Origin of the sequence: Roseococcus sp. (assembly GCF_965227005.1) — a bacterium.
Lineage (GTDB): Bacteria > Pseudomonadota > Alphaproteobacteria > Acetobacterales > Acetobacteraceae > Roseococcus.
Genome location: NZ_CBDDFJ010000017.1, coordinates 287,123 through 310,771, shown reverse-complemented (window position 1 = coordinate 310,771; position 23,649 = coordinate 287,123). Strand labels below are relative to the sequence as shown.

Here is a 23,649-nt window from a genome sequence, read left to right as displayed (position 1 = left end):
GCCGGGAGGCGCCGGCGATGAGCGACATCTCCATCACCTTCGCGATCATCGGCGTGATGGTACTGGCCTTCGTCTCCAACCTCGCCCCCATCGCGCCGGTGGCCCTGGCGGCGGCGCTGACCCTCTACTTCACCGGCATCCTCACCCATCACGAGGCGCTGTCGGGCTTCGGCGACACGACCGTGCTCTTCATCGCCTCGCTCTTCGTGGTGAGTGCGAGCCTGGATGCGACCGGCGTCACCGCCTGGGCAGGCAGGCTGCTGATCGCCCAGGCGGGCAAGAGCCGGCGGCGACTGCTGGTGCTCGCCATGCTGCTGGTGGCCTTCCTCACCGCGCTGATCGGCTCCAGCGGGGCCGTATCGGCTCTGCTGCCGGTGCTGGTGCTGGTGGCGGTGCGGCTGGGCTGGTCGCCTTCGCAGCTCATGATGCCGCTCGCCTTCGCCTCCTATTCGGGCTCGATGCTGGTGCTGACGGGCAGCCTCGTGAACGTCCTCGTCTCCGACGCGGCGACGGATGCGGGGCTCGCGCCCTTCGGCTATTTCGAGGTGACGGCGGTGGGCATCCCGCTGCTGGCGGGCACGGTCACCATCGTCGTCTTCTTCGGCGAGAAGTTGCTGCCCATGCGGGCCGGGCGCGGCATCCCGCAGGATCTCAGCCGGCATTCGGGCACGCTGGCCGAGCAGTACCAGGTCTTCGAGGGGATGCACCGCTTGGTGATCAGGCCGGACTCGCCCTTCGTCGGCCAGCCGAGCCCGACCGTGGAGGCCGAGAACCGCCCGGGCCTCAGCCTCATCGCGATCCGCCCCGGCGGCAAGACTCCGCCCATGGCGACGCCGCTGCTGGCGGCGGGCGACATCCTCTTCATGCGCGGCGAATCCCAGACCGTCGCCGATTTCGCCGCCGAGAAGCGCCTGGAAGATGCGGTGCCCGCCAAGCAGGGCGAGGTCAGCGCCTCGCTCTTCAACCAGACCCACGGCTTCACCGAGGTGGTGCTGCCGCCGCGCTCGGCGTTGATCGGCGACGAGGTCTTCCCCGGGATGATCACGCCGAGCGGCGACCTCATCATCCTTGGCATCCAGCGGCGCGGGGAGAACCTCGGCCCCGGCATGGGGAAGCTCGCCGCCGGCGACACGCTGCTGGTCCAGGGCCGTTGGGAGGCGCTGGAGGAGCATTCCGGCGATCCCGATGTGCTGGTCGTGGCCGCGCCCGAGGCCATTCGCGGCCAGGCCATCCCGCTCGGCACGGGGGCGGCGCGGGCGGTCGCGATCCTGATCGCCATGGTGGCCGCGCTCGCGACGGGGGTGGTGCCCAGCGTCATCGCCGGTGTCACGGCGGCCTGCGCGACGGTGCTGCTCGGCGTGCTGAAGGTCGAGCGCGCCTATCGCGCGATCAACTGGACGGCCCTCATCATGGTCGCCTCGCTGATCCCGCTCTCCATCGCCATGAGCAAGACCGGCGCGGCCGAGCTCATCGCCGACACGCTGGTGGGCGTGCTCGGCGAGGCCAGCCCCTACAAGATGATGGCCGCGCTCTTCATCCTGACGGCGATCCTCGGCCAGCTCATCAGCAGCACGGCCACGGCGCTGATCCTCATTCCGGTCGCGATCGCGGCGGCCACCGAGATCGGCGTCTCCCCGCGCACGGCGCTCGTCACCGTGGCGATCGCGGCGGCGGCCTCATTCCTCACGCCCATCGCCTCCTCGGCCAGCCTCATGGTGCAGGGGCCGGGCGGCTATCGCTTCGGCGACTACTGGAAGCTCGGCCTGCCGCTGCTCGGCTGGTCCTTCCTGATCGCGATCTTCCTCGTTCCCGTCTTCTGGCCTTTCTGAGGGGCAAAGCCCATGAACTCCGACCTGATTCTCGTCCTGCTGCTGCTGGGGGCGGCCATCGCCATGTTCGTGGCGAACCGCCCGCGCATGGATGCGGTCGCCCTCATCATGATCGCCGTGATGCCGTTGACCGGCGTCATCACGATCAACGAGGCCCTCGCGGGCTTCTCCGACCCCAATATCGTGCTGATCGCGGCCCTCTTCGTCATCGGCGAGGGGCTGGTGCGCACCGGCGTCGCGCGCCTCATGGGCGACTGGCTGAACGCCAAGGCGGGCAACAGCGAGACGCGCATGCTGATCCTGCTGATGCTGGCCTCGGGCTTCCTCGGCGCCTTCATGAGCTCGACGGCGGTGGTGGCGATCTTCATCCCGGTGGTGTTGCGGATCTGCCAGAACACCGGAACGGCGCCGAGCCGGCTCATGATGCCGCTCAGCATCGCCGCGCTGATGAGCGGCATGATGACGCTGGTCGCCACCGCGCCCAACCTCGTGGTGAATGCCGAGCTGGTGCGCCAGGGCGGCGAGAGCTTCGGCTTCTTCAGCTTCACGCCCTTCGGCCTGCCCATGCTGTTCATCGGCACGGCCTATATGTTCTTCGCCCGCCGCCTGCTGCCCGACATCAAGCCGGCTTCGGGAGGGCAGGGGCGCGCCAATCTGCAGGACTGGGTGGAGCAATATGGCCTCGCCAAGCGGGCCTATCGCGTACGGATCATGATGGGCTCGCCGCTGGTCGGGCAGAAGCTGGACGACCTCGAGCTGCGCGCCAGCGGCGTGAACCTGCTGGCCATCGAGATCGGCGGCCGCTTCTCGACCGAGGTGATCCGCCCGATGGCGCGGACGGTGCTGGAGGCGGGGCAGATCATGCTGCTCGACGTCATCCTGCCCGACGTCGAGATCGAGGCGCTGCGGGAAAAGTACCAGCTTGAAATCCTTCCGCTCGGCGATGGCGGCTATGTCACCGACCGCTCGCAGGAAATCGGCATGGCGGAGGTCATCATCCCCGCCGATTCGCCGCTGGTGGGCCAGACGGTGCTGCATGCGCGGGTCCGCTCCGAATCGGGGCTGACCGTCATCGGGCTGCGCCGGGGCCGCAAGGTGCTGAGCGAGGGACTCCTCCAGGAGCAGCTCAAGGTCGGCGACACGCTGCTGCTGACCGGCTTCTGGTCGGATATCGGCGAGCTGCAATCGGAGCCCTCCGAGATGGTCGTGCTGAACCTGCCGACCGAAATGGAGGAAGTGCTGCCCGCGGCCAGCAAGGCGCCGCACGCCGTGGCGATCCTGGCCCTGACGATCGGCCTCATGATCAGCGGCCTGGTGCCCAATGTGCATGCGGCGCTGATCGGCTGCCTGCTGATGGGCGCCTTCGGCTGCCTGGACATGAACGCGTCCTATCGCTCGATCAGCTGGAAAAGTCTGATCCTGATCGTGGGCATGCTGCCCTTCTCGCTGGCCTTGCAGCGGACCGGCGGCGTGGAGCTGGCGGCCGAGGCGGTGACCGCCATCGCCGGCAATGCCTCGCCGCGCATGGTGTTGGGGCTGCTCTTCCTCATCACGGCGATGCTGGGGCTGTTCATCTCCAACACTGCCACCGCGGTGCTGATGGCGCCCGTGGCGCTGGCGGTGGCGCGGGATATGGGCGCCTCGCCCTATCCCTTCGCGATGATCATCGCGCTCGCCGCCTCCACGGCCTTCATGACGCCGATCTCCTCGCCGGTGAACACGCTGGTGGTGGGGCCCGGCAACTACGGCTTCGGCGATTTCGTGAAGGTCGGCGTGCCGCTGAGCCTGATCGTGATGGCCGTCAGCCTGCTGCTGGTGCCGATCATCCTGCCGCTGTGAGAAGGGCGGCTGCGAGGAAATGCGTCGGGAGAAGGGGATGGAGGTCCGAGGCGGAATTGAACCGCCGTAGCAGGTTTTGCAGACCTGTGCCTAACCACTCGGCCATCGGACCCCATAGGCCGGCCGTGTATCGGGCCTCACGGCGCATCGGTCAAGGCGGGGCTGCTTTCCGCGACGCGCCGGCCAGCCTATAAACCGGCGATCAGGATTAAGGTGAGTGGATATGGCGCAGAGCCTGGTGACGGAATTGCCGCAGGTCGCAGAGGATTTCTCCCGCGCCCGCCGCTTCATGGTGGACGGTCAGCTCGCCCCCAACGGCATCACCGACCCGCTGCTGCTGGGCGCGATGGGCGAGATTCCGCGGGAAATCTTCCTCCCGCCCGCGCTGCGCCACCGCGCCTATGCCGATGATGCCGTGCCGCTGGGCAACGGAAGGGCGATGCTCTCGCCCATGGTGCTGGCCAAGATGATCCAGCTGGCGCTGCCCCAGCCCGGCGAGCGCGCGCTCGTTCTCGGCGCGGGCGCGGGCTATGGCGCGGCCGTGCTGGCGCGGATGGGCCTCAAGGTCATGGCCGTCGAATCGGAGGCGGAGCTCGCGGCCCGCTCCGAGGCGGCCTTCGGTTTCGGCCTGCACGAGAATCGGCCCGTGATGACGGTGGCCGATGCCAAGGCGGGCCTGCCCGCGGGCGCGCCCTTCCGGCTGATCGTCATCGAGGGCGCGGTGCAGAAGGTGCCGGCGGCGCTGACCACGCAGCTCGGCGAGGGCGGGCGGCTGCTGGTGATCCGGCGCGAGCCGGGGCAGGTGGGCCGCATCCTGATGATCCGCAAGCTCGGCGGCGGCCTCACCGAAGTGGCCGGTCCCGACGCGGCCGGCCCTCTCCTGGCGGAGTTCGCCCCGGCGCCCGGATTCGTCTTCTGAGCAGGCTTCCGATTTCGGGAGCCTTCAAATTTCGCGCTGTGGTGCGATATGCCCGCAATCGGTTATAAAACTCCCGGCAGCGGGAACGGAGTTGGGTCTATGCATCTGAGCATGAGGTTTGCTCTCCTGTCGGCAACGGCGGCTGGGATCTTCGCGGGGGCGCCGGTTTCCGCGCAGACCATGCAGGAGGCCCTGGCCTCCACCTACAACAACAACCCCACCTTGCTCTCGGCGCGCGCGCAGCTTCGCGCCGTGGACGAGGGCGTGCCGCAGGCCCTGGCCGGCTGGCGGCCCACGGTCGTGATGGCCGGCAGCGCCGGCGCGGCCGACGTCCGCACGCGCAGCCAGGCCCAGGCCTTCCGGCCCGATGGAAGCTTCTACTGGCGCGATCCGGTCGGCTCGGTGAACGGCGTGACGGGCCCGATCCCGACGACGCTGCGCCAGGAGCGCACCCCCGCCTCGGCCACCGTCACTTTGACCCAGCCGATCTATCGCGGCGGCAGGACCGTGGCGCAGACGCGCCAGGCCGAGAACACCGTGCTGGCCCAGCGCGCCCGCTTGCTCGCGGTCGAGCAGCAGGTCCTGGGCGACGCCGTCTCCGCCTATATCGGCATGATCCAGAATGCGGAGCTCCTGCGCCTCAACATCAACAATGAGCAGGTGCTGGTCCGTCAGCTCCAGGCGACCAACGAGCGCTTCCGCGTCGGCGAGATCACCCGCACCGACGTCGCCCAGGCCGAGAGCCGGCTCGCCGGGGCGCGTGCCGCGCGCACCCAGTCCGAGGGCACGCTGCAGATCGCCCGCGCCACCTTCGAGCGCGTGATCGGCGCGGCCCCCCAGCGCCTGACCAATCCGCAGCCTCTGGCCGTGCCAGTCCGCAGCGCCGCCGAAGCCCAGGCCGTCGCGATCGCGAACAACCCGAACGTGGTCTCCGCGCTCTTCGCCGCCGCCTCCTCGCGCGACAATATCGACGTCCAGGTCTCGGTGCTGCTGCCGCAGGTCTCGGCCAATGCGCAGGCCTTCCGCCAGGACAACCAGTCCACGGCGCATATGCGCCAGACGGGCGGCCAGGCGACGATCAACCTCTCGGTGCCGATCTTCCAGGGCGGCGCCGAGCATTCGGCGGTGCGCCAGGCGCGCCAGCAGGCGCAGCAGAGCATCACCCAGGTGGATGAGCAGCGTCGCCTCGCGGCCCAGAACGCCTCGCAGTCCTGGGAGCAGCTTCGCAGCGCCCGCTCGCAGGTCGACAGCGTTCGTTCGCAGATCCGCGCGGCCGAGATCGCGCTGGACGGCGTGCAGCGCGAGGCCATCGTGGGCAGCCGCACCACGCTGGACGTGCTGAACGCCGAGCAGGAGCTGCTGAACGCGCGCACCAGCCTGGTGAACGCGCTCTCCACCGTCATCACCGGCTCCTACTCGGTGGCGGCCTCGATCGGCCGCCTCACGGCGCAGGATCTCGGCCTGCCGGTCGAGGTCTACGACATGACGGCCTATTACAATGCGGTCCGCAACCGGTGGGTGGGAATCGGCGACTATTCCACCGTCTCCGTTCGGCGCTGAGATGTCGGCCTCGAGGCCTCCGGGCGGGTCCGACCCGTCCATGGACGACATCCTCGCCTCGATCCGCAAGATCCTGAACGAAGATGAGCAGGGGGGCGCGACCATCGCGCCGCCTCCCGCCCCGCCGTCTCCCCTCCCGGCCCCGATCCAGCTCACGGCCGAGATGATGATCTCGCCGCCCGAGGGCCTCTCCGGGCCGGCTGCCGCGGTTTTCCCCACGCCCGTCGTCCAGGCCGCGCCGCCCTCGCAACCGGAGCCCTTCCTCATGTCCCTGGATCCGCAGGGCCCGCCCCCGGGCGGCCTCGTCGATGCCGTGGCCGCGGCGGCCACCGCCTCGGCCTTCGGGCAGCTCTCCCGCCTCGCGCAGGAACGCACGGCGAGCGTCACCCGCAGCGGCCCCAGCATCGAGGATGTGGTGCGCGAGGAGCTGCGCCCCATGCTCAAGGCCTGGCTCGACGCCCATCTGCCGGCGACGGTCGAGCGGCTGATCCAGGCTGAAATCCAGCGCGTGATGTCCCGTCAGGGCTGATCCGAGCGCCTGAGGGCTTGACGCGCCGCCCCGCGCGTTCGACCTCTGCGCGATGCTCGACAAGGCCTTCGACCCCGCCTCCATGGAATCGCGGCTTTACGCCGCTTCCGAAGCCTCCGGCGCCTTTGGCGCGAACCCGGAGAGCAATGCGCAACCCTTCACGATCGTGGTGCCGCCGCCCAATGTCACGGGCAGCCTGCACATCGGCCACGCGCTGAACAACACCCTGCAGGATGTGCTGGTCCGCTACCGCCGCATGCAAGGGCGCGACGCGCTCTGGATGCCGGGCATGGACCATGCCGGCATCGCCACGCAGATGGTGGTGGAGCGCCTGCTCGGCACCCAGGGCAAGACCCGCAAGGAGCTGGGCCGCGAGGCCTTCGTGAACCGCATCTGGGACTGGAAGGCCGAGAGCGGCGGGACCATCACCCGCCAGCTGCGCCGCCTGGGCGCCTCGCTCGACTGGCCGCGCGAGCGCTTCACCATGGATGCGGGCCTGTCCAAGGCCGTCATCGAGGTCTTCGTGCGGCTGCACAAGGAAGGCCTGATCTACCGCGACACGCGGCTGGTGAACTGGGACCCGGTGTTCCAGACCGCGATCAGCGACCTCGAGGTCGAGAGCCGCGAGACCAAGGGCCAGATCTGGACCCTGCGCTACCCCGTCGAGGGCGAGCCCGGTCGCTACATCCAGGTCGCGACCACGCGGCCCGAGACCATGCTGGCCGACACCGCCATCGCCGTCTCGCCCGGCGATGAGCGCTTCGCCGGCCTCGTGGGCAAGAAGGCCATCGTGCCCCTGGTGGGCCGCGCCATTCCCATCGTGGCCGACGAATACAGCGACCCCGAGAAGGGCACGGGTGCGGTGAAGATCACCCCCGCGCACGACTTCAACGACTACAATGTCGGCCGCCGGCACGACCTGCCGATGCCCTCCGTCCTCGATGCCGAGGCGCGCATCTGGCTCGACGAGATCGACGCCGACCTGCGCGCGATCGAGGGCGTGGCCGATCCCGAATTCGTGCGCTCCCTGGCCGGTCAGGACCGCTTCGTGGCCCGCAAGGCCATCGTGGCCGAGCTGGAGCGGCTGGAGCTCTTCGAGGGTGTCGAGGCGCACAGCAATGCCGTGCCGCATGGCGACCGCTCGGGCGTGCCGATCGAGCCGCGCCTGACGCTTCAGTGGTATTGCGACGCGGCGACGCTGGCCAAGCCCGCCATCGAGGCGGTCGAGACCGGCAAGATGGAGTTCGTCCCCAAGCAGTGGGAGAACACCTTCTTCGCCTGGATGCGCGACATCCAGCCCTGGTGCATCTCGCGCCAGCTCTGGTGGGGACACCGCATTCCGGCCTGGTACGGCCCCGAGGGCAGCCTCTTCGTCGAGAAGGATGAAGAGTCCGCCAAGGCCGCGGCCCGGGAACAATTCGGGCGCGACGTGGAGCTGACGCGCGACGAGGACGTGCTGGACACCTGGTTCAGCAGCGGTCTCTGGCCCTTCTCGACCCTCGGCTGGCCCGACAAGACGCCCGAGCTGAACAAGTACTACCCGACCGACGTGCTGGTGACGGGCTTCGACATCATCTTCTTCTGGGTCGCCCGGATGATGATGTTCGGCATCCACATCATGGGCGAGGTCCCCTTCAAGCACGTGATCATCCACGGCCTCGTGCGCGACGAGAAGGGGGCGAAGATGAGCAAGTCGAAGGGCAATGTCCTCGACCCGCTCGAGCTCATCGACGCCTATGGCGCGGATGCGGTGCGCTTCACCCTGGCGGCACTCGCCTCGCCGGGGCGGGACATCAAGCTCGCCAAGGCGCGGATGGAGGGCTACCGCGCCTTCGCCACCAAGCTGTGGAACGCCTCGCGCTTCCTGGAGATGAACGGCATCGCGGCCAATCCGGCCTGGTCGCCCGACAGCGCCCAGGGCCCGCTGGCCCGCTGGATCCTGGACGGCGCGAACACCGCCATCGCCGAGGCCACTGCCGCCCTCGACGCCTTCCGCTTCGATGAATACGCCGCCGTTCTCTACCGCTTCACCTGGAACAGCTTCTGCGACTGGTTCATCGAATTCGCCAAGCCCGTTCTGAACGGGCCGGACGGACCCGAGAAGGACGAGGTGAAGGGCGCGGCCCAGCATGTGATCGGCGTGGTCCTGCGCCTGCTGCAGCCGGTCATGCCCTTCATCACGGAGGAGCTCTGGACCCATCTGGGCTATGGCGGCGAGGCGAGCCTGATCGTGGCTCCCTGGCCCCAGGCCGTGGCCGTGCGCGACGCCGCCGAGGCCCGCGCGGAGCTGGATGGCGTGGTGCGCCTGATCTCCGAGGTGCGCGCCGTGCGCGCCGAGGTTAACGTGCCGCCTTCCATCACGACCAAGCTTCTCGTCCAGGGCGCGTCGCCCGAGATGCTGGCCCGGGCCGGCCGCTGGATCGACGCGATCCGCCGCCTGGCGCGCGTCACCGAGATCGAGGTGTTGGACGGCACAGTGCCCAAGGGCGTGGTGCAATGCGTGTTCGGCGAGGCGACGCTCATGCTGCCGCTGGCGGATGTGATCGACCTCGGTGCCGAACGCGCGCGCCTGTCCAAGGACCGCGCCAAGGCCGAGATCGAGGTGAAGAAGATCAACGGCAAGCTCGGCAATCCCGAATTCATCGCCAAGGCAAAGGAGGAGGTGATCGAGGAGAACCGCGAGCGGCTCGCGGATGCCGAGGCTGAGATCGCGCGGTTGGATGCGGCCATGGCGCGCATCGCGGGGTAGGGGGATCGGGGGGGCTTTGCCCCTCATCTTCTTGCATCTGCGGTGAAATGGGGTTTCCTGGCGTCAAAGCATCAGGAAACCGCCATGACCGCCTGGGACAAATCGCGCCTGCCGAGCCGCCATGTGAGCGTCGGCCCCGAACGCGCCCCGCACCGCAGCTATTACTTCGCCATGGGCATGACCCGCGAGGAGATTGAAAGCCCGCTCGTCGGCGTCGCTTCCTGCTGGAACGAGGCCGCGCCCTGCAACATCGCGCTCAGCCGCCAGGCCCAGGCGGCCAAACGCGGCGTCGCGGCCGCCGGCGCGGCCCCGCGCGAATTCACCACCATCACCGTGACCGACGGCATCGCCATGGGGCATCAGGGGATGAAGTCCTCGCTGGTCTCTCGCGAGGTGATCGCCGATTCCGTCGAGCTCACCATGCGCGGCCATTGCTATGACGCGCTGGTCGGCATCGGCGGCTGCGACAAGACGCTGCCGGGCATGATGATGGTGATGCTGCGCCTCAACGTGCCCAGCGTCTTTCTCTATGGCGGCTCGATCATGCCGGGCCGCCATCACGGCCGCGACGTGACCGTGCTCGACGTCTTCGAGGCGGTCGGCCAGCACGCCGCCGGCAACATGTCCGACGAGGAGCTGCAGGAGCTGGAGGAGCATGCCTGTCCGGGCGCGGGCGCCTGCGGCGGGCAGTTCACCGCCAATACCATGGCCTGCATCTCCGAGGTGATCGGCCTCGCGCTGCCTTATTCGGCCGGCGCGCCGGCGCCCGACACCGAGCGCGACGAATACGCCTATCGCAGCGGATTTGCCGTGGTCGATCTCATCCGCAAGCAGTTGCGGCCGCGCGATATCGTCACGCGCAAGGCGCTGGAGAATGCCGCGCGCATCGTGGGCGCCACGGGCGGCTCCACCAATGCCGGGCTGCATCTGCCCGCCATTGCTAATGAATGCGGCATCGATTTCCCGCTGGAGGAGGTGGCGCGGCTGATGCGCGACACGCCCCACATCGCCGATCTGAAGCCTGGCGGGCGTTACGTGGCGCTGGATGTGCACAGGATCGGCGGCGTTCCCGTCATCATCAAGGCGCTGCTCGAGGGCGGGCTGCTGCATGGCGATTGCATGACCGTCACCGGCAAGACGCTGGCGGAGAACCACGCCGAGGTGGTCTTCCCCCGGAATCAGGACGTCGTGCGCCCCGTCGCCGACCCGATCAGCAAGATCGGCGGCGTGGTGGCGCTCTTCGGCAACCTCGCGCCCGATGGGGCGATCGTGAAGATCGCCGGCATGGAGAAGCTGCGCTTCGAGGGCACGGCGCTGTGCTTCGATTGCGAGGAGGACGCCTTCGCCGCCGTCGACGCGCGCGCCTACAAGCCCGGCGACGTCATCGTCATCCGCTACGAAGGCCCCAAGGGCGGTCCGGGCATGCGCGAGATGCTGAGCACCACCAGCGCCATCTACGGGCAGGGGATGGGCGACAAGGTGGCGCTCATCACCGATGGCCGTTTCTCGGGCGCGACGCGCGGCTTCTGCATCGGCCATGTGGGGCCGGAGGCCGCGGTGGGCGGGATGATCGGCCTGCTGCAAAATGGCGACCGTATCGTCATCGATGCCCAGGCGGGCACCATCGACGTCGAGCTGGACGAGGCGGAGATCGCGCGGCGGCGCGCCGAATGGAAGCCGCGCGCGCACAATTTCAATTCCGGCGTGCTCTGGAAATACGCCCAGACCGTGGGGCCCGCGCGGGCGGGCGCCGTGACGCAGCCGGGCGCGCGGGCGGAGACGCATATCTACGCCGATATCTGATCGCGCCTTAGCGATGCGTTAACCTTTGCGGGCCCATCCTGGCGACAGACAGGTTTGGACCCGCAAAATGCTGGACGCCCCCTCATCCGTCGCCGGTCTTCAGCCGGCGATGTCGCCCGCGGAGCAACGGTTGCTGCGGGATGCTGCCGCCGGGGCCCGGGCGGCCGTGGAATTCGGCTGCGGCGGCAGCACCCTCGCACTCCTGGAAGAGCTGTCCGGCCCGTTGGTCTCGGTGGAAACCGACGCGCGATGGCTGGCGCGGCTGCGCGGCGAGCCGGGCTGTGTCGAGGCGGCTTCCAACGGCCTCTGGTGCGGAATTCATGCGGATCTGGGAGCCGTCGCCAACTGGGGTTGGCCGCGTGATCCGACGCGATATGCCGACGGGCCGATCTACTGGAATGCGCCCTGGATGCTCTGCCCGCAGCCGGGTTTCGTGCTTGTCGACGGCCGCTTCCGCGTGGCCTGCGCCATGGCGGCTCTGGCGCGCCTGGCGCCCGATGGCGTCGTGGCGATCCATGACTTCTGGGGCCGCGAACATTACCGTCCCGTTCTGGAGTTCGCCGAACTGGTCGGCACCACGGCGAGCCTCGTCCTCCTGGCGCGAAAACCCGGCATGGAGATCCCTCATCCAGGCCAATTCGCGATTGATCCGAGATGAGTGCGAATCAACGCGCGGCGTAAGCCTTCCTTAACTTCCGACGCTCAGGATGCCTTCGCTCCCGGAATTCGGGGGAGGCTGATAGGCAAAGGAAAAAGACCCATGTCGCTCAATTCTGTGCACACCAACATGGGCGCGATGGTCGCGCTCCAGTCGCTCAACAAGACCAGTGCCGAAATGGAGGTCACGCAGAAGCGCATCTCCACCGGCTATCGCGTGGCCGATGCGCGCGACGATGGCGCGGCCTATGCGGTCGCCGAGCGCATTCGCGGCGATCTTGCTTCCACCACCTCGGCGAACCAGCAGCTGGGCGGCGTGAAGGGGCTGCTCGACACCACGCGCACGGGACTGGAGAACATCTCCAACGCCCTGAAGGACGTGAAGGCCACCATCGTGGCGCTGTCGGACGCCAATATCACGCCGAGCCAGCGCAGCCAGTACATGTCGGCGCTGAAGGAGAAGTTCAGCCAGATCTCCAACTTCGTGACGGACACGACCTATAACGGCCAGTCGATGCTCAACACGGCGGCGACGGCGGGCGACACCGGCACCACGCTCGGTCAGGTCAAGACGGTGCGCAATGGTGAGGGCGCCTCCTATTCCTTCAACAAGATCGCCTCCAAGGGCATCAATGGCGGCTCAGGCTTCACCGCGCTGACGGGCCTGGGCATGACGACGAGCGGCGCGGTCTCGGGCACCACGCTGGCCGCGGCGATCAGCAGCTTCGGCGCGGCGCTCACCACGGGCGGGGCGGTGAACGTCGCGATCAACAATACGCTGACCGCGATGAACAACCTCGGCAGCTACAGCAAGTATGTCGACAGCCAGATCAACTTCAACAAGGCGAAGATGGACGCGCAGGAGGCGGGCATGGGCGCGCTGATCGACGCGGATCTGGCGAAGGAATCGGCGCGTCTTCAGTCGCTGCAGATCCGCCAGCAGCTCGGCAGCCAGGCGCTGGGCATCGCCAACCAGGCACCGCAGGTCCTGCTCTCGCTCTTCCGCTGATGACGAGTTCGGGCAGGCAGGAGGCCGCCCTCATCCTTTCTCCGGCACTGCCGGCCGCCGTTAATCCCCCATGATGGAGGAAGCCTGCCCCATGTCGTTCACCAGCAGTTCCGCCGCCGGAAGCTACCGCCGCCAGCTCACGCCCAAGCAGATGGAGGCCGAGGTCTACGGCCGGGCTACGCGGACCCTGCGCGAGGCGATGGACCAGCAGAGCCCCGTCATCCTCGCCCGCGCCCTGGCCGATAATCGCCGTCTCTGGGACGCGGTGCAGGCGGCCGTGATCGATCCAAGCAACCGGCTCCCTCTTCCGCTCCGGGCCCAGATCGCATCCCTGGCCCGCTCCGTCCTTCGCGAATGCGACGCCGAGACCCCCGATCTCGATCACATCATCGGGGTCAATGAGCAGATTGCAGCGGCCCTCTGGGCGTGACGGAGATCGAAATGCAAACCCTCCCCGCGGCCAGGATGGCCGCTGCTCCCGGTGTCCTGGACCGGCTCCTCGAGCGCGGCCGCAGCATGCTCAACTCGCGCCGCACCACGGAAGCCCTGCTGATGCTGGAGCGCGCGGCCGTGGTGCCGGGCGCCCCGCCCGAGGCTTTCGGGCTTCTGGCCGAGGCGCTGCTGGAGGCCGGGCGGACCGGTGAGGCGCTCCTCGCCGCCGACAAGGCGCTTGCCGGCCAGCGGTCCGACGGAACATTGCACCTGCTGCGCGCCCGCATCCGGCGCGAGAACGGCGACAGGCCGGGCGGCATGGATGACGCCGCGGCCGCCGTCATGGCGCATCCCGCGAGCCTGGAGGCGAGGACCCTCTTCGCCACCTGTCTCTCCGAGGCCGGCCGGCACGACGAGGCCCTGCTTCTCTTTCACCAGGTCTTCGAAGCGCAGCCAGGCAATGCTCACGCCGCCGCCATGCTGGCCATGGCCTTCATGCGGGCGAACCGCCACGAGGCCGCCGAAGAACTCTATGCGCTGGCCGAAGGGCTCTCGGGCAGGCCGTCCGGCCTCGTGGTCCTGCGTGCGCAGAATGCGATCCTTGCCGGCGATCCCGGCTCGGCCGTCACCATGCTGGAAGCGGTTCTCGTCGTATCGCGTCCGGACAGCGGCGCCTGGGCCATGCTTGGCCAAGCTTATCATCGGCTCGGCCTCACCGACCGGGCCGGAGATGCATATGCCGAGGCCTCCGCGCTGGAGCCGGACAATGCCTATCTCCGGCACATCGCCGCCGCGGTCGGTGGCCGGCCCGTGAAAGGCGACCGGGCCAGCGAGCAGTATGTGACGGAAGTCTTCGATGGCTTCGCGGCGCGCTTCGAGGAATCGCTCTTCTCGCTCGGCTACCGTATTCCGGGCGTCATGCTCCGCATGATGGAGGCGCATCATCCGGGCCTCGCCGGAGGGTCGACCAAGCTGGGTGATGTGCTCGACCTGGGTTGCGGCACGGGCCTCATGGGAGCGGCCCTGCATGACCTTCTGGGCGGCCGGCTCGTGGGCGTGGACCTGTCGCCCCGTATGCTCGAGGCGGCGCGTGGAAAGCGGATCTACAGCGAATTGCGCTGCGCTGAGGTCATCACCGCCCTTCAAGAGGATCGGACGCAATATGCCGCGATCCTTATGGCTGATCTCCTCTGCTATTTCGGCGCATTGGAGGAGTTCTTCGAGGCTGTACGCCCGCGCCTAGCGCCAGGTGGATTTCTTCTGTTCAGCATCGAGGCGGGCGAGCCCGGCGCGACTTGGGTGCTCACCCGAAACGCCCGCTACCAGCAGAGCGCCGAATATGTCCGCCGTGTGCTGTCCCAGGCCGGGCTGGTCGCCAGCGAATTCCGGGAGGACGTGTTGCGGTTCGAGAATGGCGAGCCCGTGAAGGGCTTCATCGTCCTTGCCGCCTTGGGTCACTGAGATGACCGGTCTGGCCATCTTCGAAGCGGGTCTGGACGAACTGCGCGCGGGTCGTACCGATTCGGCTCTGCCCTTGCTGACGGCCGCGCTTGAGCGTGAGCCCAAACATGCCCTGGCGTCCCTCAATCTCGCCATGGCGCTCATGGATCTGGGCCGCCTCGACGAAGCGGGGCCGCCTCTTCGCAAGGCCGCTGCGGCCTTGCCGCATTTGGCCGAGGCGCATTTCCGCACTGGCCGCCTCGCGCATCTCCAGGGCGATCTCTGTTCGGCGCGCGCCGGCTACGAAGCCGCGCTGGCGCGTGTTCCGGTTCACGTGCCGGCCCTGTCCGGCCTCGCTGTCATCGAGCGGATGTGCGGCTTGCCGGAGCGCGCGGAGGCGCTCTTCTCCGAAGCCTTGCTGCATGCACCGATGGATGGCGGCATCGCCTTGGAATTTGCCAGAACCTTGCGGGAAAGCGGTGCTGCGGATCGCGCCGCGACCATCGCCGAGGATGTTCTCGTCCGCGAGCCGGATCTTGGCCAGGCCGGGCTGATCTGGGCCGACGCCCTGGTTGCCCAGCATGGCGTAGCCGAGGCGAAGCTGCGCATCGAAGCCGCGATCAGGGCCGACCCTCTCTGCGCCGCGCGCGTCGCGGGGCTTGCCAGCGTCATCGAGGCTTTGGATGGTCCTGCGGCGGCATTGCCTCAATGGCGTCTCGCCAAGGTGCTGGCCCCCGATGACGGCCAGATCCTGAGCGGCCTCGGCCATTCCCTCTGGCGGCAGCGGCAGTACAAGGACGCGCTCGAGGTTTTCGAGCGCGCCGTGCGCCTGCTGCCCAATGAACGAAAGCTCCGCGTCGCCTTGGGTGAGCAGCTTCTCCGGACCCACCGCTTCGCGGAGGCGAAAGACATGCTCGAGCGAACCATGCGGGATCTGGGGTCCGACTACCGGGGACAGGCGACGCTGGCGTTGGTGCAGGTGTCTCAGGGCCTCCAGGATGACGCAATGGTCTCCGCCGCGGCGACGGGCGGTGAGAATGAGATGCTGCTGCGCCTGTGCAGCGTGGGGCCCTATCATTCGGAGCAGGCCGATCCCGCCCGTCTGCTGGAGGTGGCGGTACGCCTGCACGAAGGTCTGTCGCAAGGCCTTGATCCCTATTGTCCTGTCCCGCGCATCCGGTCGAAGGACCGGTTGCGCGTCGGCTTCCTTTCCGCGAATTTTGGAACGCATCCGGTCGGCTGGTTCACCCTGGCCGGCATCGAGAGCCTGCCGCGTGATGGCTTCGAGCTGGTCTTCCTGGCCTTTGGCGAAAGGGGAGGCGCCTTGGCCCAGCGCTACCGTGACAGGGCGGATGCCTGGGGCGCGCTTGATCCGGGCATCGGTGAAATGGCGCTGGTGGAAAGGCTCAGGGCCGAGGGTCTGGATATCCTGATCGACCTGGGGGGGCACGGCTTGGGCGGAAGGCTGCGCGCCCTGCGGCATCGCTGCGCGCCGGTGCAGATCAAATGGGTCGGCTCTCAATCCGCGACCACCGGGGTTCCGAACATCGACTGGATGCTCACGGATGACTGGGAAACGCCCCAGGGCTTCGAGCGCCACTATCTGGAGCGGTTGCTGCGCCTGCCGGACGGCTATGTCTGCTACGAGCCTCCCTCCTACGCTCCGCCGGTGGCGGCGCCGCCCCTGCGGGCACGCGGCCATGTCACCTTCGGCTGCTACAACAACATGGCCAAGATCACACCGCGGGTCCTGGCCTGCTGGGCGCGCATCCTGAACGCCGTGCCGGAGAGCCGACTCGTCCTGCGGACCCATGCCCTCGCGGACGCCCCCACACGGGAGGCATTCATCAAGCGCGCAACGGCCATGGGTCTCCCCCCGGAAAGGATGGACCTGCATGGCGCGATCCCACATGCGGAATTGCTGGCCGCCTATGGCGACATCGACATCTCACTTGATCCCTTTCCCTATAATGGCGGGCTGACGGTCTGCGAATCCCTTTGGATGGGCGTGCCCGTGCTCACGCTGGCGGGTGGCGGCTTCGCCGCACGGCACGCGCTGTCGCATCTTTCCAATGTCGGTCTCGTGGATTGGGTGACCTATGACGAGGAGGGCTACGTCGCGCAGGCCATTGCGCGCGCGGCGGATCCAGAGGCGCTCGTCACGCTCCGCGCGACGCTGCGTGAACGCGTATCGGTCTCGCCGCTCTGCGACGCGCCGCGCTTTGGGCGGAACCTGGCCGATGCCCTGCGCCGGGCCTGGGCGGAGGCTCAGGCTTGACGACAGCCCGTCCGCGGGAGCCAGCATGGCGCATGAGCATCATCGAGATCGCCAGCCATCGCGGCGGCGCCTTCCTCTGGCCCGAGAACAGCCTCCTGGCCTTTCGCCATGCCCTTGGCTGGGCCGCGGAGCAGGTGGAGTTCGACGTGCATGCCAGCCGAGACGGCGAGCCTGTCGTCATTCACGACGCCACCTTGGACCGCACCACCGATGGCTCCGGCCCGATCGCCACCCTCGACTGGGCAGAGGTGCGGCGCCATCGCCTGCGCGGAACGGGCGGTGAGCATGTCCCGAGCCTTGCACAGACCGCGGCCCTGATCGGTCCTTCGCCGCAGAAGCTTCGGATGGAGATCAAGGCCGGCGTCGATGGCTGGCCCTATGCGGGTTTTGTCCAGCGGTGCACGGAGGTGCTTGGCCCGCTGCGGGCGCGCACGGTCCTCATGAGCTTCGAGGCGGCCACTCTCGCCGAAGCCGCCGCGCTGGGGGGCTTTGAGCAACTCGTCTATCTGGCCGAAACACGCCCCATGCGTGCCCTTCGCCCCGTCGATGCCGTCGCGCTGTGCCGCAGTTGCGGGGCGACCGAGCTCGGCGTTCATGTGAGCGTCGCCGATGAAGCGCTGCGGGACGCGCTGCGGGAATCCGGCCTGCGCCTCTCGGTCTGGGGCGCCAACCACGCTTCCAGCATCGCCCGCGCGCTGGCCCTCGGCGTGGACGTCCTGGCCACGGATGACCCGCCGCTCGCGATCGCAATGAGGGCCGGCGGCAAAGCCTATCCGCGATAGTCCAGCCCGATATCCAGGATGGTCGCGCTATGGGTCAGCCAGCCGATGGAGATCAGGTCCACCCCGCTGGCAGCGACCCCCGCCGCGGTCTCCGGCGTGATCCGGCCCGAGGCTTCGGTGATCATGCGCCCCTCCACCAGACCGACCGCCTCGCGCAGCAGGGGCGGTCCCATATTGTCGAGCAGCACGGCGTCCAGCTTCAGCGACAATGCCTCCTGCAACTGGTCGAGGCTGTCCACCTCAAGCTCGATCTTTACCATATGCCCGACATGGGCGCGGACGCGCTCGACAGCGGGGCGGACGCCGCCCGCCATGGCGACGTGGTTGTCCTTGATCAGCACCGCGTCATCCAGGCCGAAGCGGTGATTGGACCCACCGCCGACGCGCACCGCGTATTTCTGCACGGCGCGCAGCCCGGGCATGGTCTTGCGCGTGCAGCAGATGCTGGCCTTGGTCCCCTTGACCGCCCTGACCACGCGCGCCGTGGCGCTCGCGACGCCGCTGAGATGGCAGAGGAAATTGAGCGCCGTCCGCTCGGCCGTCAGCAGTCCGCGGGCCGGGCCTGACAGTGTCGCGATGACGTCGCCCGGGGCGAGGGGGCTGCCGTCCGGGCGCTCCACACGGATCTCGATGCGTGGATCGATCAGCTGGAAGGCGAGCAGTGCCAGGTCCAGCCCGGCCACCACGCCGGGCTGACGCGCCACCAGCGCCACGCTGGAGCGCGCCTCGGCCGGGATCACGGCATCGGTCGTGACATCGCCGGCGCGGCCGAGATCCTCGAGCAAGGTCATCCGCACCAGCGGTTCGAGCATGATCCGGGGCAGGGGAGAGAAGGCCATGTTCAGAACTCCAGCATGCGTTCGACCGCGCGGCGCGCGCGTGCGGCGATCTCGGGGGCGATGGTGACCTCGTGCCGCATCTCCTGGAGCGCCACGCGGATATTGGTGAGGTTGATGCGCTTCATATGCGGGCAGAGGTTGCAGGGCCGCACGAAGCCGACATCCGGGTATTGCGCGGCGAGGTTGTCGCTCATCGAGCACTCGGTGATGAGCGCGACGCTGGTGGGGCGCTCCCGCGCGACGAAGTCGTTCATCATGGCGGTGGAGCCGGCGAAATCGGCCTCGGCCACCACCTCCGGCGGGCATTCGGGATGCGCCATCACGATGACGCCTGGATGGTCCTCGCGCAGCTGGCGGATATCGGCGGGGGTGAAGCGCTCATGCACCTCGCAATGGCCGTTCCAGGTGATGATCTCCACGCCCGTCTCGCGCGCGACGTTCTGGGCGAGATACTCGTCCGGCAGCAGCATCACGCGCGGCACGCCGAGGCCCTCGACGATCTTGCGCACATTTCCCGAGGTGCAGCAGATATCGGATTCGGCCTTCACCGCGGCCGAGGTGTTCACATAGGTCACCACCGGCACGCCCGGATGGCGGGCGCGCAGCGCGCGGATATCGGCGGCCGTGATGCTCTCGGCCAGGGAGCAGCCCGCCGCGGTGTCGGGGATCAGCACCGTCTTGGTCGGGTTCAGCAGCTTCGCCGTCTCGGCCATGAAATGCACCCCGGCGAGCAGGATGACATCGGCCTCCACGCGCATGGCCTCGCGCGCCAGGGCCAGGCTGTCGCCCACGATGTCGGCAACGCAGTGGAAGATCTCGGGCGTCTGGTAGTTGTGCGCGAGGATCACCGCTCGGCGCTGGCGCTTCAGCTCCAGGATCGCGTCGATCTCCTCCGCGAAGGAGGGCCATTCGATCGGCGGGATGACGTGGCGCACGCGCTCGTAAAGCGGCGCGGTGCGCGCTTGCAGGGCATTCATCGGGCGTGACTCCTCAATATACTCAAAACGAGCATTTCAGGGCCGCAGTTGCGACCGACACGGCATTCCTTGCCGCCTGTCACTTATGCTAGTGATGAGTATAAGAGAGTCAAGGGAGGGTGAAGGCCGTGTCCGGCCGCGTCAGACCATGCGGGAAATCGGTAGCGTCGCGCCGCCGATGGCGCGCTCCTGCAGCACATGCGCGCGGAAGCGGAACAGCTTGGCGGGGCGCCCGCCCGTCTCGGTCGCGACCTCGCCTGTCTCCTCGACCAGCGCCTGCTGTTCGACCAGGCGGCGGAAATTCTGCTTGTGCAGCACCTGGCCGGCCAGCGCCTCCACCGCGCGCTGGAGCTGCAGCAGGGTGAAGCTCGCGGGCATCAGCTCGAAGACGACGGGGCGGTATTTGATCTTCGCGCGCAGCCGCGCGATGCCGGTGGCGAGGATACGGCGATGGTCATGCAGCATTTCTTCGCCGGGCAGCGCCGTGGACAGGTTGCCGCCCAGGCGGCGGATGGCCTCGGCCACCAGCCCGGCTTCGAAGAGCAGTTCGTAGCGCTGCAACACCATCTCCTCGTTCCAGGGGATGTCGCCCTGGCCGAAGGTGATGCGGATGCGCTGCTGCCGTGCGCGCTTCACGGCGGGTTCGTCCGCCGCGGCCGCCCAGGCGCGCAGGCGAGGGAGAATTGTCTTGGCGATCATCGCCGGCGCGCCCTCGCGCCAGTCCTCCCAGGGAAAGTAGCGGTACCAGACGCGCCAGCCGGGCTGGTCGCGGCCTGTCGCATGGGCCTGCCGCGTCAGGCCGAGATAGCTGATGGAGATGACGCGCCGCCGCGCATCCTCGGCCGAACGGTCGCTATCGGCGAAGGTATAGAGCTGCTCGACATAGCCCAGCGGATGGTGCGTCTGCTGCTCCACCCAGGCGCGCAGGCCCGATTGCAACGTGCGGTGCCCCGAGGCGAAGGGCCCCGAGGGCAGCAGGCTCCCCTCGCGGATGGTCAGCACGCGCGGCTCGCCATCCGTGACGGCGACCACGACGGCGGTCAGCTCGACTTCGATGGCGCCGTCCTGCAAGGGTTCCTCCGTTGTTCCGGACGACTCGCGCCGCGGCCTTTTCCGTGTCGCCGCCGTCATGCCATGCTCCCGAGACGCCCGCCAATGCCGCAAAGGGAGGGGAGGCGCCATGACAAGCCGGAATGCGGCCTCTTACGAGCAATGGCGGCGGGAGTTCCGCTGGGACATCCCCGAGCGCTTCAATATTGCCCGCGTTTGCTGCGACCGCTGGGCGGATGGCAGCGGACGGCCCGCCTTGCTGCGCGAGGGCCCGGCCGGGCTGGAGACGCTGACCTTCGATGAGCTCCAGGAGATGAGCCGCCGTTTCGCCAACGTCCTGCTCGCCCAGGGCATTCGCGCGGGCGACCGCGTGGCGATCCTGCTGCCGCAATCCTGGGAGGTCGCCGTCGCGCATCTGGCGATCTACCGGATGGGGGCCATCGCGGTGCCGCTCTTCGCGCTGTTCGGCGCGGATGCCATTGCCTATCGGCTCGCCGATTGCGACGCGCGGGCGATCGTCACCCACACGGAAGCCCTGCCGAAGCTGCCGCAGGGGCCGCTGGTCATCCTGACCGACGGGCCAGGCGCGCTGGACTTCCACGCCGAGATGGCGCGCGCCAGCCCCGACCACCTTTGCGCCGACACCGCGGCCGAGGATCCGGCACTCATCATCTACACCAGCGGCACGACCGGCGCGCCCAAGGGCGCCTTGCATGCCCATCGCGTGCTGCTGGGCCATCTGCCCGGTGTCGAGATGCCGCAGGATCTCTTCCCGCAGCCCGGCGACCTCTTCTGGACCCCGGCCGACTGGGCCTGGATCGGCGGGCTGCTCGACGTCCTGCTGCCCTCGCTTTTCCACGGCGTCCCGGTCCTGGCGCTGCGCATGGAGAAGTTCGACCCCGAGCGCGCCTTCCACACCATCGCGCGCCACAAGCTGCGCAACCTCTTCCTGCCGCCGACCGCGTTGCGGCTGATGCGCCAGGTGCCCCATGGCCGCGCCCGGCCGCGCTCCATCGGTTCCGGCGGCGAGACCTTGGGCGCGGAGATGCTGGAATGGGGTCGCGAGGCCTTCGGCGTCACCATCAACGAGTTCTACGGCCAGACGGAATGCAACCTGATCGTCTCCTCCTGCGGCGCGCTCTTCCCGCCCAGGCCCGGCTGGGTCGGCCGCGCCGTGCCGGGGCATGAGGTCGCGATCACCGGAGGCGAGATCGCGGTGAAATCGCCCGATCCGGTGATGTTCCTGCGCTACTGGAACCGCCCCGAGGACACGGCCGCAAAATACCGCGACGGCTGGCTCATGACCGGCGATGCGGGCGAGATGGACGACGAGGGTTTCATTCGTTTCCTCGGCCGGTCGGACGACGTCATCACCTCCGCCGGCTACCGCATCGGCCCGGCCGAGGTCGAGGACTGCCTGATGCGCCACCCCGCCGTCGCCGCGGCCGCCGTGGTGGGCATTCCCGACGCGTTACGCACCGAGGCCGTCGCCGCCGCCATCGTGCTGCGCGCGGGCGAAGCGCCCTCCGACGATCTGGCGAGGCGCCTGCAGGAGCACGTGAAGACGCGCCTGGCCGGACATCTTTACCCCCGGCACATCCGCTTCGTGGCAGAATTGCCGCAGACGGCGACCGGCAAGATCATGCGCCGCGTGCTGCGCCAGGACTGGGACAAGCTGCCATGATCTCGAACGCCTCTCCGAGCCTCGACTTCGCCCTGGGCGAGGAGATCGACGCGCTGCGCGACATGGCACGCGGCTTCTCCGCCGACCGCGTCGCCCCCATTGCCGCCGAGATCGACCGGACCGACGAATTCCCCCGCCATCTCTGGCCCGAGATGGGCGCGCTCGGCCTGCACGGCATCACGGTCGGCGAGGAATATGGCGGCTCGGGCATGGGCTACCTGGCCCATTGCGTCGCCATGGAGGAGGTGAGCCGCGCCTCGGCCAGTGTCGGGCTCAGCTACGGCGCGCATTCTAACCTCTGCATGAACCAGCTCGCCCGCAACGGCAACGAGGCGCAGAAGCGGAAATACCTGCCGAAGCTCATCAGCGGCGAGCATCTCGGCGCTTTGGCCATGAGCGAGCCCAATGCCGGCAGCGACGTGGTGAGCATGCGCCTGCGGGCCGAGAAGCGCGGCGACCGCTATGTGCTGAACGGCACCAAGCTCTGGATCACCAACGCGCATTACGCCGAGACCCTGATCGTCTACGCCAAGACCGACCCCGAGGCCGGGCCCAAGGGCATCACGGCCTTCATCGTCGAGCGCGGCATGAAGGGTTTCACCCCGGCGCAGAAGCTGGACAAGCTCGGCATGCGCGGCTCGCCCACTTCCGAACTGGTCTTCGAGGATTGCGAGATCCCGGAGGAGAACGTGCTGGGCGCCGTGAATGGCGGCGTGCGCGTGCTGATGTCGGGGCTGGATTATGAGCGCGCGGTGCTGGCGGCGGGGCCGCTCGGCATCATGCAGGCCTGCCTCGACGTGGTGCTGCCCTATATCCATGAGCGCAAGCAGTTCGGCCAGGCGATCGGCGAGTTCCAGTTCATCCAGGGCAAGGTCGCGGACATGTACACCCAGCTCAACGCGGCGCGGGCCTATGTCTATACGGTGGCGCGCGCCTGCGATGCGGGGAAGACCACGCGCAAGGATGCGGCCGGGGCAATCCTCTTCGCGGCGGAGGCGGCGACCAGGGCCTCGCTGGACGCGATCCAGATTCTCGGCGGCAATGGCTATATCAACGACTATCCGACGGGGCGGCTGCTGCGGGACGCCAAGCTCTATGAGATCGGCGCGGGCACGAGCGAGATCCGCAGGATGCTGATCGGGCGCGAGCTTTTTCGGGATGCAACCGAGCGTTGAAATTATTCGGTAGAATGCTCTTATCACTAGAAATGTACTGAATCTCAGAAAAAAATACGTCAAATTTTGGTATTTTCCTCTCTCCTGGCTTGACCCAA

General features: G+C 68.3%; 18 protein-coding genes and 1 tRNA gene. 15 read left to right on the top strand and 4 right to left on the bottom strand.

Annotation, left to right across the window (positions count from 1 at the left end):
• The first annotated feature begins 17 nt into the window (after positions 1-17).
• Together ACO057_RS07960 and ACO057_RS07955 are read left to right on the top strand one after the other, a co-directional pair.
• Entirely contained in the window at positions 18-1,829 is a 1,812-nt protein-coding gene (locus ACO057_RS07960) for an SLC13 family permease (protein ID WP_421990370.1), read from the top strand.
• A gap of 12 nt (positions 1,830-1,841) precedes the next feature.
• The gene (locus ACO057_RS07955) at positions 1,842-3,668 is read left to right on the top strand and encodes an SLC13 family permease (protein ID WP_421990368.1); all 1,827 of its coding nucleotides are present in this window, start codon (positions 1,842-1,844) and stop codon (positions 3,666-3,668) included.
• Positions 3,669-3,706: 38 nt separating this feature from the next.
• On the opposite strand, the gene ACO057_RS07950 is transcribed toward ACO057_RS07955, so the two are convergent.
• Positions 3,707-3,780: transfer RNA gene (locus tag ACO057_RS07950), tRNA-Cys, on the bottom strand.
• A gap of 111 nt (positions 3,781-3,891) precedes the next feature.
• Between ACO057_RS07950 and ACO057_RS07945 the strand changes: the two genes are divergently transcribed.
• From ACO057_RS07945 to ACO057_RS07895, 11 genes are all read left to right on the top strand, one after another.
• The gene (locus ACO057_RS07945; RefSeq protein WP_421990620.1) at positions 3,892-4,587 is read left to right on the top strand and encodes a protein-L-isoaspartate O-methyltransferase family protein; all 696 of its coding nucleotides are present in this window, start codon (positions 3,892-3,894) and stop codon (positions 4,585-4,587) included.
• Positions 4,588-4,698: 111 nt separating this feature from the next.
• Complete coding sequence (locus ACO057_RS07940) at positions 4,699-6,147, top strand: TolC family outer membrane protein (RefSeq protein WP_421990366.1); 1,449 nt, start codon at positions 4,699-4,701, stop codon at positions 6,145-6,147.
• Between the two features lie 40 nt (positions 6,148-6,187).
• A complete protein-coding gene (locus tag ACO057_RS07935) occupies positions 6,188-6,676 on the top strand; it encodes a DUF2497 domain-containing protein (RefSeq protein WP_421990364.1) in 489 nt (162 codons plus the stop codon).
• A 52-nt stretch (positions 6,677-6,728) separates the two neighbouring features.
• Positions 6,729-9,425 carry a valine--tRNA ligase gene (locus tag ACO057_RS07930; RefSeq protein ID WP_421990362.1) on the top strand — a complete coding sequence of 899 codons (2,697 nt, stop codon included), beginning with the start codon at positions 6,729-6,731 and terminating at the stop codon, positions 9,423-9,425.
• Between the two features lie 84 nt (positions 9,426-9,509).
• Positions 9,510-11,228, top strand: a complete 1,719-nt coding sequence (gene ilvD / locus ACO057_RS07925) for a dihydroxy-acid dehydratase (protein WP_421990360.1) — start codon at positions 9,510-9,512, stop codon at positions 11,226-11,228.
• A 67-nt stretch (positions 11,229-11,295) separates the two neighbouring features.
• Complete coding sequence (locus ACO057_RS07920; protein ID WP_421990358.1) at positions 11,296-11,886, top strand: hypothetical protein; 591 nt, start codon at positions 11,296-11,298, stop codon at positions 11,884-11,886.
• Between the two features lie 102 nt (positions 11,887-11,988).
• Positions 11,989-12,894: a flagellin gene (locus ACO057_RS07915; RefSeq protein ID WP_421990356.1), complete on the top strand. Its 906-nt coding sequence runs from the start codon at positions 11,989-11,991 to the stop codon at positions 12,892-12,894.
• A gap of 91 nt (positions 12,895-12,985) precedes the next feature.
• Complete coding sequence (locus tag ACO057_RS07910; RefSeq protein ID WP_421990354.1) at positions 12,986-13,324, top strand: flagellar biosynthesis regulator FlaF; 339 nt, start codon at positions 12,986-12,988, stop codon at positions 13,322-13,324.
• 11 nt (positions 13,325-13,335) lie between these two features.
• Positions 13,336-14,787 carry a tetratricopeptide repeat protein gene (locus ACO057_RS07905; protein WP_421990352.1) on the top strand — a complete coding sequence of 484 codons (1,452 nt, stop codon included), beginning with the start codon at positions 13,336-13,338 and terminating at the stop codon, positions 14,785-14,787.
• A 1-nt stretch (position 14,788) separates the two neighbouring features.
• Complete coding sequence (locus tag ACO057_RS07900; RefSeq protein WP_421990350.1) at positions 14,789-17,044, top strand: tetratricopeptide repeat protein; 2,256 nt, start codon at positions 14,789-14,791, stop codon at positions 17,042-17,044.
• A gap of 32 nt (positions 17,045-17,076) precedes the next feature.
• Positions 17,077-17,826 carry a glycerophosphodiester phosphodiesterase gene (locus ACO057_RS07895; RefSeq protein WP_421990348.1) on the top strand — a complete coding sequence of 250 codons (750 nt, stop codon included), beginning with the start codon at positions 17,077-17,079 and terminating at the stop codon, positions 17,824-17,826.
• Here the strand turns inward: ACO057_RS07895 and nadC are convergent.
• The 3 genes from nadC to ACO057_RS07880 all read right to left on the bottom strand — a co-directional run bounded on the left by nadC (position 17,814) and on the right by ACO057_RS07880 (position 20,713).
• Positions 17,814-18,665: a carboxylating nicotinate-nucleotide diphosphorylase gene (gene nadC, locus ACO057_RS07890; RefSeq protein ID WP_421990346.1), complete on the bottom strand. Its 852-nt coding sequence runs from the start codon at positions 18,663-18,665 to the stop codon at positions 17,814-17,816. The two genes, ACO057_RS07895 and nadC, sit on opposite strands and share 13 nt — an antisense overlap.
• 2 nt (positions 18,666-18,667) lie before the next feature.
• Entirely contained in the window at positions 18,668-19,642 is a 975-nt protein-coding gene (gene nadA / locus ACO057_RS07885; RefSeq protein ID WP_421990344.1) for a quinolinate synthase NadA, read from the bottom strand.
• 141 nt (positions 19,643-19,783) lie between these two features.
• On the bottom strand, positions 19,784-20,713 hold the full coding sequence (locus ACO057_RS07880; RefSeq protein ID WP_421990342.1) for an NUDIX hydrolase: 930 nt from the start codon (positions 20,711-20,713) through the stop codon (positions 19,784-19,786).
• A 109-nt stretch (positions 20,714-20,822) separates the two neighbouring features.
• Between ACO057_RS07880 and ACO057_RS07875 the strand changes: the two genes are divergently transcribed.
• Both ACO057_RS07875 and ACO057_RS07870 read left to right on the top strand, forming a co-directional pair.
• A complete protein-coding gene (locus tag ACO057_RS07875; protein WP_421990340.1) occupies positions 20,823-22,376 on the top strand; it encodes an AMP-binding protein in 1,554 nt (517 codons plus the stop codon).
• Positions 22,373-23,551, top strand: coding sequence for an isovaleryl-CoA dehydrogenase (locus ACO057_RS07870; RefSeq protein WP_421990338.1), 1,179 nt, complete (start codon positions 22,373-22,375; stop codon positions 23,549-23,551). The genes ACO057_RS07875 and ACO057_RS07870 overlap by 4 nt, the downstream gene beginning before the upstream one ends.
• Positions 23,552-23,649 lie beyond the last annotated feature (98 nt).

Coding starts and splice junctions, on each gene's coding strand:
- ACO057_RS07945 (WP_421990620.1), top strand. CDS start 3,892: ATGGCGCAGAGCCTGGTGACGGAATTGCCGCAGGTCGCAGAGGATTTC.
- ACO057_RS07870 (WP_421990338.1), top strand. CDS start 22,373: ATGATCTCGAACGCCTCTCCGAGCCTCGACTTCGCCCTGGGCGAGGAG.
- ACO057_RS07875 (WP_421990340.1), top strand. CDS start 20,823: ATGACAAGCCGGAATGCGGCCTCTTACGAGCAATGGCGGCGGGAGTTC.
- ACO057_RS07915 (WP_421990356.1), top strand. CDS start 11,989: ATGTCGCTCAATTCTGTGCACACCAACATGGGCGCGATGGTCGCGCTC.
- ACO057_RS07910 (WP_421990354.1), top strand. CDS start 12,986: ATGTCGTTCACCAGCAGTTCCGCCGCCGGAAGCTACCGCCGCCAGCTC.
- ACO057_RS07930 (WP_421990362.1), top strand. CDS start 6,729: ATGCTCGACAAGGCCTTCGACCCCGCCTCCATGGAATCGCGGCTTTAC.
- ACO057_RS07895 (WP_421990348.1), top strand. CDS start 17,077: ATGAGCATCATCGAGATCGCCAGCCATCGCGGCGGCGCCTTCCTCTGG.
- nadA (WP_421990344.1), bottom strand. CDS start 19,642: ATGAATGCCCTGCAAGCGCGCACCGCGCCGCTTTACGAGCGCGTGCGC.
- ACO057_RS07935 (WP_421990364.1), top strand. CDS start 6,188: ATGGACGACATCCTCGCCTCGATCCGCAAGATCCTGAACGAAGATGAG.
- ACO057_RS07955 (WP_421990368.1), top strand. CDS start 1,842: ATGAACTCCGACCTGATTCTCGTCCTGCTGCTGCTGGGGGCGGCCATC.
- ACO057_RS07900 (WP_421990350.1), top strand. CDS start 14,789: ATGACCGGTCTGGCCATCTTCGAAGCGGGTCTGGACGAACTGCGCGCG.
- ACO057_RS07940 (WP_421990366.1), top strand. CDS start 4,699: ATGAGGTTTGCTCTCCTGTCGGCAACGGCGGCTGGGATCTTCGCGGGG.
- ACO057_RS07920 (WP_421990358.1), top strand. CDS start 11,296: ATGCTGGACGCCCCCTCATCCGTCGCCGGTCTTCAGCCGGCGATGTCG.
- ACO057_RS07960 (WP_421990370.1), top strand. CDS start 18: ATGAGCGACATCTCCATCACCTTCGCGATCATCGGCGTGATGGTACTG.
- nadC (WP_421990346.1), bottom strand. CDS start 18,665: ATGGCCTTCTCTCCCCTGCCCCGGATCATGCTCGAACCGCTGGTGCGG.
- ilvD (WP_421990360.1), top strand. CDS start 9,510: ATGACCGCCTGGGACAAATCGCGCCTGCCGAGCCGCCATGTGAGCGTC.
- ACO057_RS07905 (WP_421990352.1), top strand. CDS start 13,336: ATGCAAACCCTCCCCGCGGCCAGGATGGCCGCTGCTCCCGGTGTCCTG.